12 protein-coding genes are annotated in these 14,510 nt (G+C 62.4%); 9 read left to right on the plus strand and 3 right to left on the minus strand.

The annotated features are described in order from the left end of the window. The first annotated feature begins 4 nt into the window (after positions 1–4). The 3 genes from nadA to nadC are packed head-to-tail and all read left to right on the plus strand — an operon-like array spanning position 5 to position 3,482. A complete protein-coding gene (gene nadA / locus DBV08_RS26750; RefSeq protein ID WP_095970016.1) occupies positions 5–1,042 on the plus strand; it encodes a quinolinate synthase NadA in 1,038 nt (345 codons plus the stop codon). Further along, a complete protein-coding gene (locus tag DBV08_RS26755) occupies positions 1,039–2,610 on the plus strand; it encodes an L-aspartate oxidase (protein WP_124569396.1) in 1,572 nt (523 codons plus the stop codon). The genes nadA and DBV08_RS26755 overlap by 4 nt, the downstream gene beginning before the upstream one ends. Beyond that, on the plus strand, positions 2,610–3,482 hold the full coding sequence (gene nadC, locus DBV08_RS26760; RefSeq protein WP_124569397.1) for a carboxylating nicotinate-nucleotide diphosphorylase: 873 nt from the start codon (positions 2,610–2,612) through the stop codon (positions 3,480–3,482). Before DBV08_RS26755 ends, nadC begins: the two co-directional genes overlap by 1 nt. 6 nt (positions 3,483–3,488) lie before the next feature. On the opposite strand, the gene DBV08_RS26765 is transcribed toward nadC, so the two are convergent. Then, entirely contained in the window at positions 3,489–4,397 is a 909-nt protein-coding gene (locus DBV08_RS26765; protein ID WP_095969936.1) for a LysR substrate-binding domain-containing protein, read from the minus strand. Between the two features lie 71 nt (positions 4,398–4,468). Between DBV08_RS26765 and DBV08_RS26770 the strand changes: the two genes are divergently transcribed. The 6 genes from DBV08_RS26770 to DBV08_RS26795 all read left to right on the plus strand — a co-directional run bounded on the left by DBV08_RS26770 (position 4,469) and on the right by DBV08_RS26795 (position 11,268). Further along, the gene (locus DBV08_RS26770; protein WP_124569398.1) at positions 4,469–5,362 is read left to right on the plus strand and encodes a dihydrodipicolinate synthase family protein; all 894 of its coding nucleotides are present in this window, start codon (positions 4,469–4,471) and stop codon (positions 5,360–5,362) included. A gap of 48 nt (positions 5,363–5,410) precedes the next feature. Further along, a complete protein-coding gene (locus tag DBV08_RS26775; RefSeq protein ID WP_124569399.1) occupies positions 5,411–6,709 on the plus strand; it encodes an HNH endonuclease signature motif containing protein in 1,299 nt (432 codons plus the stop codon). A gap of 122 nt (positions 6,710–6,831) precedes the next feature. Further along, positions 6,832–7,344, plus strand: a complete 513-nt coding sequence (locus tag DBV08_RS26780) for a GNAT family N-acetyltransferase (protein WP_124569400.1) — start codon at positions 6,832–6,834, stop codon at positions 7,342–7,344. 93 nt (positions 7,345–7,437) lie between these two features. Continuing rightward, on the plus strand, positions 7,438–9,420 hold the full coding sequence (locus tag DBV08_RS26785; RefSeq protein WP_124569401.1) for a glycosyltransferase family 39 protein: 1,983 nt from the start codon (positions 7,438–7,440) through the stop codon (positions 9,418–9,420). Between the two features lie 31 nt (positions 9,421–9,451). Continuing rightward, positions 9,452–10,690 (plus strand): hypothetical protein, encoded by a 1,239-nt coding sequence (locus DBV08_RS26790; protein ID WP_124569402.1) that lies wholly within the window; start codon positions 9,452–9,454, stop codon positions 10,688–10,690. Positions 10,691–10,764: 74 nt separating this feature from the next. Then, on the plus strand, positions 10,765–11,268 hold the full coding sequence (locus DBV08_RS26795) for a GbsR/MarR family transcriptional regulator (RefSeq protein ID WP_003942377.1): 504 nt from the start codon (positions 10,765–10,767) through the stop codon (positions 11,266–11,268). Positions 11,269–11,304: 36 nt separating this feature from the next. Here DBV08_RS26795 and DBV08_RS26800 read toward each other — a convergent pair whose 3' ends face one another. Both DBV08_RS26800 and DBV08_RS26805 read right to left on the minus strand, forming a co-directional pair. After that, positions 11,305–12,336 (minus strand): iron-siderophore ABC transporter substrate-binding protein, encoded by a 1,032-nt coding sequence (locus tag DBV08_RS26800; protein ID WP_124569403.1) that lies wholly within the window; start codon positions 12,334–12,336, stop codon positions 11,305–11,307. A gap of 182 nt (positions 12,337–12,518) precedes the next feature. Continuing rightward, positions 12,519–14,378, minus strand: coding sequence for a DUF4012 domain-containing protein (locus DBV08_RS26805; RefSeq protein WP_124569404.1), 1,860 nt, complete (start codon positions 14,376–14,378; stop codon positions 12,519–12,521). Positions 14,379–14,510: the final 132 nt, after the last annotated feature.

The raw sequence follows: 14,510 nt of genomic DNA on the forward strand, positions 1-14,510 counted from the left end.
CGCCATGACGACCACGACGTTATGGGAGGGATCGGCCTCGCAGATTCACGACGGCCCTGGCGGATACAGCGGAGTCGAAGCGACGCCCGAATGGGCCGCTGAGATCAAACGTCTGGCTCGCGAACGCGGCGCGACGATTCTTGCGCACAACTACCAGCTGCCCGCGATTCAGGACGTCGCCGATCACGTCGGCGACTCCCTGGCTCTCTCGCGAATCGCTGCCGAGGCGCCCGAGGACACGATTGTCTTCTGCGGCGTGCACTTCATGGCGGAGACCGCGAAGATCCTGTCGCCGTCCAAGACCGTCCTGATCCCGGACGAGCGAGCCGGCTGCTCGCTGGCCGACTCGATCAATGCCGAGCAGCTCCGTGAGTGGAAGGCTGACAACCCGAACGCGCTGGTGGTGTCGTACGTGAACACCACGGCGGAGGTGAAGGGTCTCACCGACATCTGCTGCACGTCGTCCAATGCCGTCGACGTGGTCAACTCGATCGATCCCGACCGCGAGGTTCTGTTCCTGCCCGACCAGTTCCTGGGAGCGCACGTCAAGCGCGTGACCGGCCGTACCAACATGCAGATCTGGGCTGGTGAGTGCCACGTGCACGCCGGCATCAACGGCGACGAGCTGACGGCCAAGTCCAAGTCGCATCCCGACGCCGAGCTGTTCGTGCACCCTGAATGTGGTTGCGCTACTTCGGCTCTGTACCTCGCCGGTGAAGGCGCGGTCCCCGCGGACAAGGTCAAGATCCTCTCCACCGGCGGAATGCTCGACGCTGCGCGCGTCACCAAGAGCAAGCAGGTTCTGGTCGCGACCGAGATCGGGATGCTGCACCAGTTGCGCAAGGCGGCGCCCGACGTCGATTTCCAGGCCGTCAACGACCGCGCGTCGTGCCCGTACATGAAGATGATCACGCCCGCCGCGTTGCTTCGCTGCCTTCTCGAGGGCAAGGACGAGGTCCACGTCGATCTCGAGATGGCCAAGCGTGCACAGAAATCGGTGCAGCGCATGATCGAGATCGGTAATCCGGGCGGCGGCGAGTGACCAGTCCTGCCGGGCGTTTCGCCTGGGAGGCTCATGCCGACCTGGTCGTCGTGGGAGGCGGTGTCGCGGGCCTCACCGCTGCGCGCACCGCTTCTCTGCGGGGGCTGAAAGTGCTCACTGTCAGCAAGGGGGGCCCGACGGACACCGCGACTCAGTACGCGCAGGGTGGCATCGCGGTAGTCGACGATCTGAATACGGATTCCATCGAGTCGCACGTTGCGGATACGTGTGAGGCCGGCGTCGGTTTGTGCGACGAGGAAGCCGTCTACTCCATCGTCGAAGCTGGTCACGATGCTGTTGCTGCGCTGGCCGCGTTGGGTGCGGTCTTCGACCGCGGGCGGGACGGCGAAGTGTCACGCACCCGTGAGGGTGGGCACAGCACACGTCGGATCATCCATGCCGGTGGTGACGCCACGGGCGCGGAAGTGCAGCGAGCTCTCAATGCTGCCGGCCTGCCCGTTCTGTTCGGGGCTGCAGCAGTTCAGGTGGTGACCAACCGCCGCGGGGTGTGCGGACTGATCGTCTCCTCGCCGGAAGGGCTCGGGGTGATCCATGCGCCGGCGGTCCTGCTCGCTACCGGTGGACTCGGTCAGCTGTATGCCTGCAGTACCAATCCACCCGGCGCAACTGCCGACGGAATCGCGTTGGCGCTCGAGGCTGGTGCGGCAATCGCGGATCTGGAGTTCGTTCAGTTCCACCCGACGGTGCTCTTCACCCCCGGCGGACTAGGTCGTCGACCCTTGATCAGTGAGGCGGTCCGCGGCGAGGGTGCGATTCTTGTCGACACCAACGGCGATTCGGTCACCGCAGGTGTTCATCCGCTGGGTGATCTCGCCCCGCGTGACGTGGTCTCGCGCGCAATTGCAGCACGCCTACGCGATCTCGGCACCGATCACGTCTACCTCGACGCCCGCAAGCTCGACGGTTTCGATTCGCGTTTCCCGACCATCACTGCGTCCTGTCTCGAAGCAGGCATCGATCCACGGACCCAACTCATTCCGGTCGCTCCGGCCGCGCACTACTCGTGCGGTGGAGTCGCCACCGACGTCCATGGACGCACTGGAGTGCCGGGACTCTACGCAGCAGGAGAAGTGGCGCGCACGGGATTGCACGGCGCGAATCGTCTTGCGTCCAACAGCCTTCTGGAGGGGTTGGTGGTCGGGGAGCGCGCCGGAATCGCAGCTGCCGAGCGTCGCGAGGTTCATGCCGAGGTAGTCAATGTGGTGCGCAAGCCGATGCCGATCCTGCCGCGAGAGACCGTGCAGTCCGTCATGACGGCACACGCGTCGGTAGTTCGCGACGGAGGTGGTCTCCAGACTGCGCGAGCCGCGCTTGCCGGCGCTCGGCACACGGTGGCGGTGGTTGCTGCGGACCTCGAAGACGCGGCGCTCACATTGACCGCGACTGCATTGGTCGACGTGGCCGTGGCGCGAACCGAGAGCCGTGGTTGCCATACCCGCACCGACTATCCTGAAACAGATCCGAATCAGCGTCGCAGCACTCGGATCAAGATGGGCGCCGATGGAACGCTCGAAATACCCGACATGTTGTTGACAGGAGTTCATTGATGACCGAGCAGAAGATCCTGCCCGCGCCGCTCGACCGTGACGAGCTGCTCACGTTGGTCAGGCTCGCTCTGGACGAGGATCTGCGCTATGGCCCTGATATCACTTCTACCGCAACGGTTCCCGCCGATGCGGTCGCGAAGGCCTCGGTCGTGTCGCGCTCATCGGGAACGGTCGCCGGCATCGACGTCGGACTGCTTGTTCTCGACGAAGTGATCGGCGCGGGTAACTACGAGATCGTCGATCGGGTGTCCGACGGAACTCGGGTCGCGCCAGGTCAATCGGTCTTCACCGTTGTCGCGCCCACCCGCGGACTTCTCACGGCAGAGCGGACGATGCTCAACCTCGTCTGCCATCTCTCGGGAATCGCCACGGCGACATCGCAGTGGGTCGACGCCATTGCCGGCACTCGTGCCAAGGTGCGCGACAGTCGAAAGACGCTGCCCGGCCTGCGTTCACTGCAGAAATATGCAGTCCACGTGGGCGGCGGAGTCAACCACCGGATGGGGTTGGGTGACGCGGCGTTGATCAAGGACAACCACGTGGCCGCTGCCGGTTCGGTGGTTGCCGCACTTCGCGCCGTCCGTGAACTCGCGCCGGACATCGAGTGCGAGGTAGAGGTCGACAATCTCACTCAGCTCGATCAGGTGCTGGCGGAAAAAGTCGAACTTGTTCTGCTGGACAACTTCCCGCTCTGGCAGACGCAGATCGCAGTCCAGCGCCGAGACGCTGTTGCTCCCGAAACCAAGCTCGAATCCTCCGGTGGTCTCACCATCGACGTTGCCGCAGAGTACGCCAGAACCGGTGTCGACTACCTGGCCGTAGGTGCACTGACGCACTCGGTGACGGTGCTCGACCTCGGACTCGACATGTAATAGCCGCTATTGCTCGGCGTCCAGCAGTGGCGGGACTGCCGAGCGAAGCGCGCGTGTGACGGTTGCGACCGCCGGGTGTGCGTCGGAGCCTGCTCGGTGAGCGATCTTGGTTCGCCGTCGAATCGGCATCGGCGTGAGCCGCACCCCCGGAGGTGGATGACTCGCTCCGAGTTCGGGGACCAGTGAAACTCCTTGTCCTGCAGCAACAAGAGCGAGAACTGTGGCGAACTCGTCTATGTGGTGACGTACTTTCGGTGTGAACCCGGCAGCTTGGCACGCGCGAATAGTCATTGCATGACAAGCAGTTCCGGGAATCGCGGTAATCCACGCACGTTCCACGCAGTCGGTCAGCGAAGCGACAGCCTCGTCGGAATCCGACTCGGTGTCGCTCGAGGCCAGGTACACGGATTCACTGCACAGTGGTAGCGCCGTCAGGCCCGGTTCCGTAGGGCGAGGGACGAAGTCGTAATCGTGAATCAACGCCAAGTCCAGATTTCCGGCTCGTAACGCGTCGGCGACGTCAGCTGGGTCGATCTCCGAGACCATCGGTTCCAGCCCCGGATGTTCGTGCGACAGTGCGATCAAGGCCTGAGGGAGGATCGCTCGTGCTGCGGTCGGGAACGTTCCGATTCGAAGCGGCCCGGCGAGTCCACGCCGGGCGTCGACCAATTCACCCGACGCCTGCTCCAGGCGTTGCAGGATGACTTCGGCATGACGAGAGAGGTTCTCACCGGCAGGTGTGAGGCGCACACGGCGTCCCGTGCGTTCCAGCAGAGGTACTCCGGCTTCACGTTCGAGAACCGCCAACTGCTGCGACACCGCGGAGGGGCTGAACGACAACGCCTCGGCGACGGCAACAATGGTTCCGCGCAACGCCAGTTCGCGTAAGAGCCTCAGTCGACGAACGTCAAGCATCAGCTCAGCTTACGCTGGAAGACGGAAATACGAACTAGACCTGCAAGGTTTGTTCGGTGAGGCTGAGTTGTATGACTACGACTCGAGTCGACCTCGCCGGAATCCATGTCCCGCTGATCACCCCGTTCGAGAGCGACGGGCGTGTTGCAACCAATGCCCTCGAGCAGCTTGCGCACCAGGTCCTCGACGATGGCGCGGTCGGACTCGTTGCACTGGGGACTACAGCGGAAACCGCAACACTCACGGAGTGGGAGAGGGAGACCGTTCTGGATATCTGTGCGAGCGTGTGCCGTGCGAGAGGTGCGACGTTGATCGTCGGCGCGGGCAGCAACGACACGGCGGGCAGTGCGCAGGCGCTCGGGAGGCTGGCTCGGTGGCCTGAGGTTTCGGCGGCCTTGGTGCCGGTTCCCTCCTTCACGAGGCCGTCGAAAGCCGGTGTGGTGGCGCATTTCGCGCATCTGCAGTCGTCGAGCCCAGTGCCGCTGATCGTCTATCACGTGCCGTACCGAACTGCGTGCGATCTGGATAGTGGCACTTTGCGGGAGCTGGGTACTTTGCCCGGGGTTGTCGGTGTGAAGTATGCCGCGGGCAGTATCGACGCAGCTGCCGTCGAACTCTTCGCGGACCTTCCGCACGACTTCGCCGTACTGGCGGGGGATGATCTGTTTCTGGCGCCGCTTCTTGCCTTGGGTGCCTCGGGCGGCATTTTGGCGTCCGCTCATGTGTCGACCGCGGAGTTCGTTCGCTTGGTAAAGGCTTGGGACAGTGGCGATGTCGACGGCGCCCGTGACCTCGGGCGGCGGTTGTCGACGCTGTCCGGAGCTCTGTTCGCCGAACCGAACCCCACTGTCATCAAGGGCGTGTTGCACGCGTTGGGGCAGATTCCGACTCCCCATGTGCGACTGCCGTTGCTGGCTGCGAGTGACGAATCGGTAGCGCGGTCGCTCGAGGCCTACCACTCTTGACTCGAACGTGTGTTCGAGTATTGTTGGGGGTGGGGATCGGGGGATTCAATGAGTGTTCTGTCATCGGATGTGGTGTCGGGCTCTGCGGTGGGGTTACGCGGACGCCTGTGGCAGTTGACGGCTGCGGAGCTACGTGAGGCTGCCGTGTCCGCGAGCGCGGAGATTCTCCGCCTCGAGGCCATTCGGGTGGCAGTGGTCGACGAGCTCTCGTTGCGTCCCGATGATCAGGTGATCGCCAGCCGCGGGGTGGGTGCCTGGTTGGCGGCGAACACGATGCTGCAGGTGCGGGACGGGAAGAAGATCGCCGCCCTCGGTGCGGCGCTGCGGCCGTTTCCCACGGTGGCAGCCCGGTTCGATTGCGGGGATTGTTCGTTCGAGCACGCCGCGTTGATCGTGGCGTTTTGTGAATCGCCGCCGAAGGGGATGCCGGACGAGGCGATGCCTCGCTGCATCGATTTGTTGTTGGCTGCCGCGTCGGGAGTGGAAGCAACGACGACGAAGGTCCGATATGTGATCGCGACGTTGGAGCGCGTTTTCGAATCCGATGAGATTCCACCCGCCGAAGACGTCGACCGCAACGAACTCCGCATCGCGTCGACGCTGAATGGTCGAGTGGTGGTTCGCGGGGATTTCGACGCCCTCACCGGCGAAATGCTGCTCTCCGCCCTGTCGAACCTGACGATGCCCACCCCGGCACCCGATGGAACCCCGGATGCTCGGTCGGCGGCGAAGCGGACCGCGGACGGGTTCACCGAACTGATCCGCCGGTATCTGGACTGCGCCAAGACCGGTATGGATGGTGGTCAGCGGCCGCACGTGAACGTGCACATCAATGCCCGTGATCTGGCTGAGCACCGGGACTGCGCCGCAACACCCACTGATGGTGGGGGGTCTGTGTCGGATCTCGATGTCGGGCACATGCCCTGGCTGGGACCACTCTCGATCTCGCAGACCAGGCTCCTCGGATGTGATTGTTTCCTGTCCACTGTTCTGCTGGACGATCACGGCGCGCCGCTCGATGCGAAACCCGGGAAACGATTGGTCACCGCCGAACAACGCGTCGCGCTGATCGCGAGAGATAAAGGCTGCGCGTTCCCCGGCTGCACGTGTGTGCCGGCGTGGACCGATGCGCACCATATTCGGCACTGGGCCAACGGTGGTCCGACGGTGATGAACAACCTGGTCCTGCTGTGCCGTTCACATCACCGGCTGATGCACCGCAAATCCGGGTTCGTCGGGAAGTGGGAAATCCGGATCGGCGTCGACAACAAACCCTGGTTCATCCCACCGCCCTCGATCGATCCGCAGCGGCACCCGCGGCCGGCGAACACCACCTTCACAACCTGAGCGGGTGGTGAGACCCGGACAGCCACATAACTTCACGCCGATAGGCTCCATCTCGTAGGTACATCCGACGTGGAGCCTGGAGGCCGTGTTGTTCCGAGCGGCCACAGATGTGGGGGAGGCGCATGATTGTGGACGTTGTGCGGGCAGTCGACACCGATGGCCCGGAGATTCTGGCGCTGCGGCACTCGGCAGAGGATTGGTTGGCAGAACGCGGAATCATCCAGTGGCGTCCGCGTGAAGTAACTCTCGAGCAGATCAGGGCCCAGATCTCGCGTGGCGAGTTCTTTGTCGCACGAGACCGCGTGCAGTCGAGAATTGTCGGCGCGTTGCGGTTGATCTGGTCGGACCCTGTGGTCTGGCCGGATTCGGATGAGCCTGCTGGCTACGTGCACGGTTTGGTCATCGATCGAGCGTTTTCGGGCACCTCGATGGGTGAACGGCTACTCGGCTGGGCGCTTCGACGGTCCGCGGAGGAAGGCGCGCAGTACTTACGGCTCGATTGTGTGGAAACGAACGTGCGATTGCGCCGCTACTACCGGGACGCGGGTTTTGTGGAGGTCGGGCGTCGTGATTTCGGAGATGTTGTCGACAACGGTTGGTTCAGCGTCGTGTTGTTCGAGCGCTCCCTGACCTGATTCATTCACAGTAACTTTCCAGCCGGCTCCCAGTGCCGCCGGGGTTGAAAGCGCGATCGTTGGCAGGACAGTAACTCGTGAAGGGACTTCCTGATGACCGCCGTTCTGCATCCGGCCCCGCCTCATCGGCCGGCAACAACTGCCCATCGAGCCGAGCCCTCGCCGTCGTGGTTCCGCACTCGCCGTACAGGTTTGGCGCTGGCGATCCTGTTGGTAGCAACGGCGGTCTTGTATTTGTGGGATCTGACCGCGAGTGGCTACGCCAACACCTTCTACGCTGCGGCGGCGCAGGCCGGCTCCCAGAATTGGAAAGCGTGGTTCTTCGGTTCCCTCGATACTTCGAATTTCATCACTGTCGACAAACCTCCCGCCTCATTGTGGGTGATGGGTCTGTCCGGACGGATCTTCGGATTCTCGAGTGCCAGCCTCCTCGTTCCGCAGGCGTTGATGGGCGTCGGATCGGTTGCACTCGTGTATGCGGCTGTCAAACGAGTGGCGTCGCCTGCTGCGGGTCTTGTGGCGGGAGCTGTGTTGGCAGCTACGCCCGCTGCCGCTCTGATGTTCAAGTTCGACAATCCCGATGCACTGCTGGTTCTGCTCATGACTCTTGCCGGCTACTTCGTGGTGCGGGCCATGAGCACGGCGGCGGGTCGACGAGCGGCGATGTGGACAGCCCTCGCCGGTGTTGCACTGGGATTCGCTTTTCTCACCAAGATGTTGCAAGGTTTGATGGTATTACCTGCATTCGGAGTTGCGTATGTGATTGCCGGACAGACACGGCTGCGAACTCGCTTGGTCCACTTGGTGATCGGAGCCGCGGCGGTGACCGTATCGGCCGGGTGGTGGGTACTTGCTGTCTGGCTGTGGCCGGCCGATTCTCGCCCGTACATCGGTGGGTCGACCAACAACAGCGTCATGGACTTGGTGTTGGGATACAACGGGTTGGGTCGACTTTTCGGCAACACCGGTGGCGGAATGAACGGTGGCGGTGCAGGTTCGAGCTTCGGGGGGAGTACGGGACTCGATCGACTGTTCGGCGGCGAGATGGGCATACAGATTTCCTGGTTGATCCCCGCGGCACTGATCGCGTTGGTGTTCGGCCTCCTCGCCTGTGGGCGCGCACCGCGCACAGATCTACTCCGTGCGTCGTTGATCCTGTGGGGTGGTTGGTTTCTCGTGACCGGCGTGATCTTCAGCTACATGTCCGGCACGATCCATCCCTATTACACAGTTGCGCTTGCACCTGCCGTCGCAGGGATGATCGGGACCGGTGGATACGCGCTGTGGGCGGTTCGTGCCCGCTGGATCGGGCGTTGCGGCTTGGCGGCGATGATGCTGGCCGCAGGAGTCTGGAGTTGGGTGTTGTTGCATCGCAACGCCGACTGGCTGCCGATACTGAAATGGATTCTGTTGGCAGGCACAGTCGTCGGCGCGATCCTGATTCTGATGGGAGCGCAGGATCGATTCCGGAAGCTCGCTGTCGCTGGATTGATCATCGGCTCGTTGGCAGGGATAACCGGTTCGGCGTCTTACGCAATTGCCACCGCTGCAACAGCGCACGGCGGGTCCATACCCACGGCTGGACCAACAGGTGCGGTGTCCGATTCCGGACTGGGCGGGGGAGGAGCCATCGGTGGGAGCCCAGAGCAGCGAGACGGTGAGGCCCCACCGATTGAGACGACCGATAATCTCGTGTCAAGTGGGCCAGAAGCGGGCGGTGGCAGCGAAAGTACTTCAGAGTTGACGGCAATGCTGGTCAACGCGGGCACCACGTGGTCGGCTGCGACCAACGGTTCGCAAAGCGCAGCAACCTACGAGTTGGCCAGCAATACTGCGGTGATGGCCATCGGCGGTTGGAGTTCTGATCCCGCACCGACGCTGGACCAGTTCATCCAATACGTGGCAGACGGCGAAATCCACTACTACATTGCCGGTGGCCAGGGCGGAAGCCAGAGAAACAGCCAAGGCGGGGACGGCACGTCGAGTGCCATCCAGGACTGGGTCGAGGCCAATTTCACGTCGACGACGGTGGGAAATTCCACGGTGTACGACCTCACCGGGTATGTCGGACAGTGACGTAGTTGTTGCCGTAGGCCATGATCGAGACATGTCTGGGCGCACTGCACACGAGCTGAAACGTCGTCGCGAGCAATGGACCTGGCGCGACGGGTTGGTGATCGTCTCGATCGTCGCCTTGGGAACTGTCGTTGCGGCGGTGACGAACGAGGACACGGGCACGTCGATTCCTGGCTGCGATTCGGTGGAATCGCCGGGTCCGCCGGTGCGATTCAACTACGGTTCTGCGGGCGAGCCTGGCTATGACGATCCGGATTATCCGTGGTTCGCGGGGCCGAAGGCCACCGCTATGAGCGATGCACTACTCGAATCGTTACCTTCCGATGTCGAGGTTGTATTTGCGAGTCCGTCGCAATCGCTCGAGTTTGCGCCGATCCAGAATTACCGGGGCGCTTCGTTTCCCGATGGAGTCGACCCGATCGAGTTCAGCGGTTCGACGTCGGCGAACGGAACCTTGACTCGAACCGGACAGAGTGCGGATATCTCGGTTCAGGTTCGTGCATGGGATCAGGCGGTGCCGCCGTGCTTGGAGGGACTTGTGGATCGGCGCGAGCACCTCGCGAACGGAACAGTGCTGGACATTGCAGAGTTCGAAGACAAAGACGGTTCGGAAGTCGGGGGCGAGCGCGGTGTTGTCGCGTATCTCGGTGACGGATCCAGAGTTGTTGCGAGCATCGACACGTCGACCGGCACTTCTACGGGTAGCGGCCCGCTTTTGACCATGGACGAACTGATTGCGGTCGCGACCACGCCAGGACTTGCGGTGACCGCACCGGTTCCAGACTCGACGCCGCCACCGATGGCATCCTGCTACACCGATTCCGTGAATGCGGGCCCAACTGCGACGCGAGTGGATATCGACCGACTGAACCAGGCACTGGATGCCCGTTGGAGGGATCTCGGCGCGGCAGGTGTCACCTTGGAACGTCCGCTCGGTTCGTTGGTTCCAGACGATTACGGGCAGGGTGGGGCGTGCGAGCGAATCGTCGTCTTGACTGCGGACGGCCGCGGGGATGTCGAGATAACGATTGGTACGACCGTGCCGGAACCAGGTGAGACACTCACGATGCCCGACGCCACCGTGGTGACTCGCCTGGTCGATCCCGATGGCTCGGGCGACGACACGGTCCGGGTTGTCCACCCCTCCGGCGAAACCGTGGTGGTGACCCAGTTCGTGAAATCGGCTGCCTCCACGACAGTGCCACCCTTGGCAATCGAGCAACTCGAGTTCATTGCAACTACACCAGGACTGATGCTTTCGGCTCAGTGAGGGTGCTGCTGGCAGAATAGTGGGGAATTGTTCGTACCCAGTTTTTGTACCCAGAGACGTCGGAGGCTCAACGAATGGGCGATGCCAGCCCTGCTCGCGGTGACGATTTCTCCACTTGGTTCATCGACCAGTTCTCCGTGTACTGGCAGTCCGGTGGTGGGGCTCGCATCGAAGGACGTATTGCGGGCTATCTGTTGATCAGCGAGTCGCCGGGAGTCAGTGCGGAGGAGTTGGCTCAGGCGCTCGGGGCCAGTCGCGGATCGGTGTCCACTTACATCCGCAGGTTGATCGACCGGGGCTTCGTCAAGCTCACGCGCAAGCCTCGCGACCGGACTCATTACTACGTCATGGATTCCGACGTGTGGGGCGGATTCCTCGAAACAGAGCACGTGTATCTCGAGAATCAGCGCAAGCTCGCGACCGAGGCGTTGCAGTATGCAAACCCCAACGGCCCCGCGTACATTCGCGTGCTCAATATGCGGGACTACATGGGGTGGATCATCGACAATCGCATGCTGAGCAGCGAATGGATGCGGTTCAAGGCCGAACGTGACGGCAAGAAGCCCGCATCCGAATAGGACGCGGGCTTCTCGATCGCACGATACTGATCTACATCACTTGTTCAGTTTCGCGATTGCCTCGTCGATCATCGGAACGTAGCGCTCGAGAGACCAGGGCACGGTCAGTGGGTTGATCATCGACGAACCCGTGACGAAGGGCTGCTCGGTCGGAGCGATGACAGTTCCCCGAGCCACAGCGGGGATGGCCTGGTAAGCGGGCTGCGCTTCGATCTCGGCCCGATTGGCCGGGTCCGAGTAGAAGGTGAAGAGCAGATCGGACTTGTCGAGGAGGTTTGCGTTCTCGAGGCCGATGACGGCGGAGTCTGTTCCTTCCGATTCCGTCAAGGTGTAGACGACGGGATCCACCTGTAAGCCAAGTGCACGCACCATGGCCACGCGCTGCTCCTCCGCGAAGAAGACGCCGAGGGTTCCTGGGCCCGTGTTGTAGATGAAGGAGAAGCTGACGTCGGCGTAGTTCGGATGCGCTGCAGTCGATTCCGCGAACTGCGACTTGATCTTGTCGATCTCGGCTGTTGCCTTCTCGGATTCGCCCATGGCTTTGCCGATGACGTTGATCTGCTCTTCCCACGTGATGGTCCACGGACTCTCTGCGTAGGCCACAGTCGGCGCGAACGCGTTGAGCGAGTCGAACTGCTGCTGTGTGATGCCGGACCAGGGGGCGAGAATCAGATCGGGTTCGAGAGCGATGATCGCTTCGATGTTGAGGTCGGTCCCGCCGGTGAACTGTTCCGGCAGTTCTCCACCTTGCTTCGTGACCGCTTCGTGCACCCACGGCAGATACCCGGTGTCGTCGCTGCCCCACGCGTACTTTTCGACGCCGACCGGGATCGTGCCCAGTGCGATCACGGTCTCCGCCGATCCCATTCCGAGTGTCACGATTCGCTCGGGCTTTTCGGTGATGACGGCGTTTCCGAGCGCACTTTCGATGGTGACGGTCTCGAAGTCGGTGCTGCTCGAATCGGTTGCGGTGTTGTCGCTACTGCATCCACCGACCACAAGAGCGGCAATGACCAAGCTGCTCAGAGCCAGAGTTCGGCGAAGTGAGCGCACACGGGCGTATCGCATGGAGAACCTTCCGTTGTCGATGCGCCGAGGAGTGTGACTCCGACGGATCACAGCCGACGGCCGGTTCCAGGCGCGTCAGGAAGCATAGGCTAGCCTTCGCTAAAGTTTCAAATCTGTTGAAAGTTCACGGACCGGCAAACGTCGACATATCCGGGGAACCCGTCGACGCTTGCCTATCGCGTTCAGCAGGTAGGCACGTCGACGGTGATCTTCGGCTCGTCGACCAGTGGCTGGACGGGAACGCGGGCCTCGCCCTCGGTTACGGGTTCGGTCAGATCGAACTTCAGTTCAACAGTCTGTCCTCGGGGAATGACCGCCCTGGTCATGAAAGCCGGGTGACCCTGCTCTGATCCGTTGACGGCAAACGAGATCTGTCCGCCTACCGAGACTGCGTCGAGTTTCGCTCCGGCCGTTGCCAGTAGTGTGACTGCAGCCACATTGGTGCCCTTGGGTAGTCGACCGGGGTTGTCGACGATCCCACTGACATATTCGGTCAGCTCGGCGTCGGGTGCGTTGTTTGTCAGTCGAACGGCGACCGTCGTCTTTCGAGTATCGCCGGTGCACGTCTCAGCGGTGTAGTCGATTTCTCTCGTGAGGTAGTAGTCGAGCTTGTTACCGGCCTGGTTGTTGATCACCACACCCGCATAGGGCGCCGCATCTCCGGGAATCGTATGACCGAGAACCGTGTCGGCAAGAACCGATTGTTCGTCGGGGTGGGAGCTCCACACTGCGATTCTGCCCTCGCTGACGCCCTTGCCCAGAGCTTCCAGCAGTGCGCTCGGTGATTTGATGTTCCCGGTCATCTTCGCGACGACACGGGCCGCGATGGTCTGCAGATACTGCTTTCGTGCCTTGTTGTCGGTGGGAAAGCGTGCGTACGCGGTCGACTCGGTCAGTTCCACGACGTTGTCGGCAGTGACGGACTCCCCGTCCGGCATCTCTACCGGTCCCACAGCCTCGAGGAGGTAACTCAGGGCGATCGGATCTGTCGCTATCGCACCGTCGACCATCTCACCGCCGGACTCCTGTGACCACAGGGACTGCCAGATCTGCGCCGCGTACGGAAAGTGCGAGCTGAGGTTGCTGTTGCGAAAATCAGTGGTCGGTCGACTTGTTCCGTACAGCTGATTGAAGTCAGGACCAAGGTCTATCGGTTGATTGTCCAGCGTTAGTTCGGAGTTGGGGGAGAGTGTGTCCACCCGAGCGGAGCCGTCGTCGACTCGGACGATGCCGTATCCACCCAACAGGCCGCCGGTTCCGCGGGCCTCCGCATTGGTCTGGAAGCCGATGAAGTAATTGCGCGGACCGTCGGTGCCGAGCATTGCCGGTGCGATGCGCGCCGCGGTGGCGGTGTTCGTCAGGAGGGTAGCCAGTTCGCTTGTCTGCGACTGTAATTCTGCTCGGGCATCGTTAACTCGGCTCAGGTACTTCGATTCGGGAACTTCCTGTGCCTGCGACGACAGCAATTCCGCGGCGATAGCTGTTTCAGCCAGTTTCGGAGCCGCCTCGCGTAACGGTGCGAGTGCCAAGCGTCCGCCAGGCTGCACCAATTCCGTTGGCGCGAGTGAAGTTCCGGCAGTTACGGCAGGGCCGAGAACGTCACGCGTGAGTCCCTGGACGACCTCGGTCATCTGGCGTGTCGAGTCGAAGGGCGAGCCGATGACCGGAATTGCGGCGGTGATGTTCCAGGGGAGTGAGTGAGTGTTGTCGTATGCGTCGGATGCTTTTCGATCGGCCTCCGCCGCAGCGGACTCTGCGACCGGAGTATCCCCGGCAAGGAGTGCGCTCTTCGCCGATTGCGCATGGTCGCGAGCTGCTTCAAGGTTGTCTTGTGCCTCGTATGCCGTGTACCCGAGCCAGGCCACGAAACCGCCCACGACCAGCGTCGTTGCCGCGATTGCAACCGCAATTCGACGGCTTCGCGGAAACGCAGTCGTTCCCTTGGGTTCGCGCTCCGGTGCGCTCGGTGGGATGGTGTCGGAGCCCTTCGGTTCAGCCCCGGAATCGTCGTCGGACTTTGGTCCCACCGTGTCGTTGTTCATCCGCTGAAGCTCCTGACGTTTGAGTGCGTGAAAGCTGCGTCGACATGTCTAGCAGGCTTGGACCAGTGGTGAAAACTTAGACGAGACAGTAGGGTTCGGTTCGGCCGTTCGTGGTGTTCGCTCCCATGGATT

The organism is Rhodococcus sp. KBW08, from assembly GCF_003852455.1.
Classification (GTDB): Bacteria; Actinomycetota; Actinomycetes; order Mycobacteriales; family Mycobacteriaceae; genus Rhodococcus_F; species Rhodococcus_F baikonurensis.

What these genes read in the sequence shown, in the direction of transcription:
- nadA (WP_095970016.1), top strand. Translation starts at nt 5, where the DNA reads ATGACGACCACGACGTTATGGGAGGGATCGGCCTCGCAGATTCACGAC.
- nadC (WP_124569397.1), top strand. Translation starts at nt 2,610, where the DNA reads ATGACCGAGCAGAAGATCCTGCCCGCGCCGCTCGACCGTGACGAGCTG.
- DBV08_RS26765 (WP_095969936.1), bottom strand. Translation starts at nt 4,397, where the DNA reads ATGCTTGACGTTCGTCGACTGAGGCTCTTACGCGAACTGGCGTTGCGC.
- DBV08_RS26770 (WP_124569398.1), top strand. Translation starts at nt 4,469, where the DNA reads ATGACTACGACTCGAGTCGACCTCGCCGGAATCCATGTCCCGCTGATC.
- DBV08_RS26775 (WP_124569399.1), top strand. Translation starts at nt 5,411, where the DNA reads ATGAGTGTTCTGTCATCGGATGTGGTGTCGGGCTCTGCGGTGGGGTTA.
- DBV08_RS26780 (WP_124569400.1), top strand. Translation starts at nt 6,832, where the DNA reads ATGATTGTGGACGTTGTGCGGGCAGTCGACACCGATGGCCCGGAGATT.
- DBV08_RS26785 (WP_124569401.1), top strand. Translation starts at nt 7,438, where the DNA reads ATGACCGCCGTTCTGCATCCGGCCCCGCCTCATCGGCCGGCAACAACT.
- DBV08_RS26790 (WP_124569402.1), top strand. Translation starts at nt 9,452, where the DNA reads ATGTCTGGGCGCACTGCACACGAGCTGAAACGTCGTCGCGAGCAATGG.
- DBV08_RS26795 (WP_003942377.1), top strand. Translation starts at nt 10,765, where the DNA reads ATGGGCGATGCCAGCCCTGCTCGCGGTGACGATTTCTCCACTTGGTTC.
- DBV08_RS26800 (WP_124569403.1), bottom strand. Translation starts at nt 12,336, where the DNA reads ATGCGATACGCCCGTGTGCGCTCACTTCGCCGAACTCTGGCTCTGAGC.
- DBV08_RS26805 (WP_124569404.1), bottom strand. Translation starts at nt 14,378, where the DNA reads ATGAACAACGACACGGTGGGACCAAAGTCCGACGACGATTCCGGGGCT.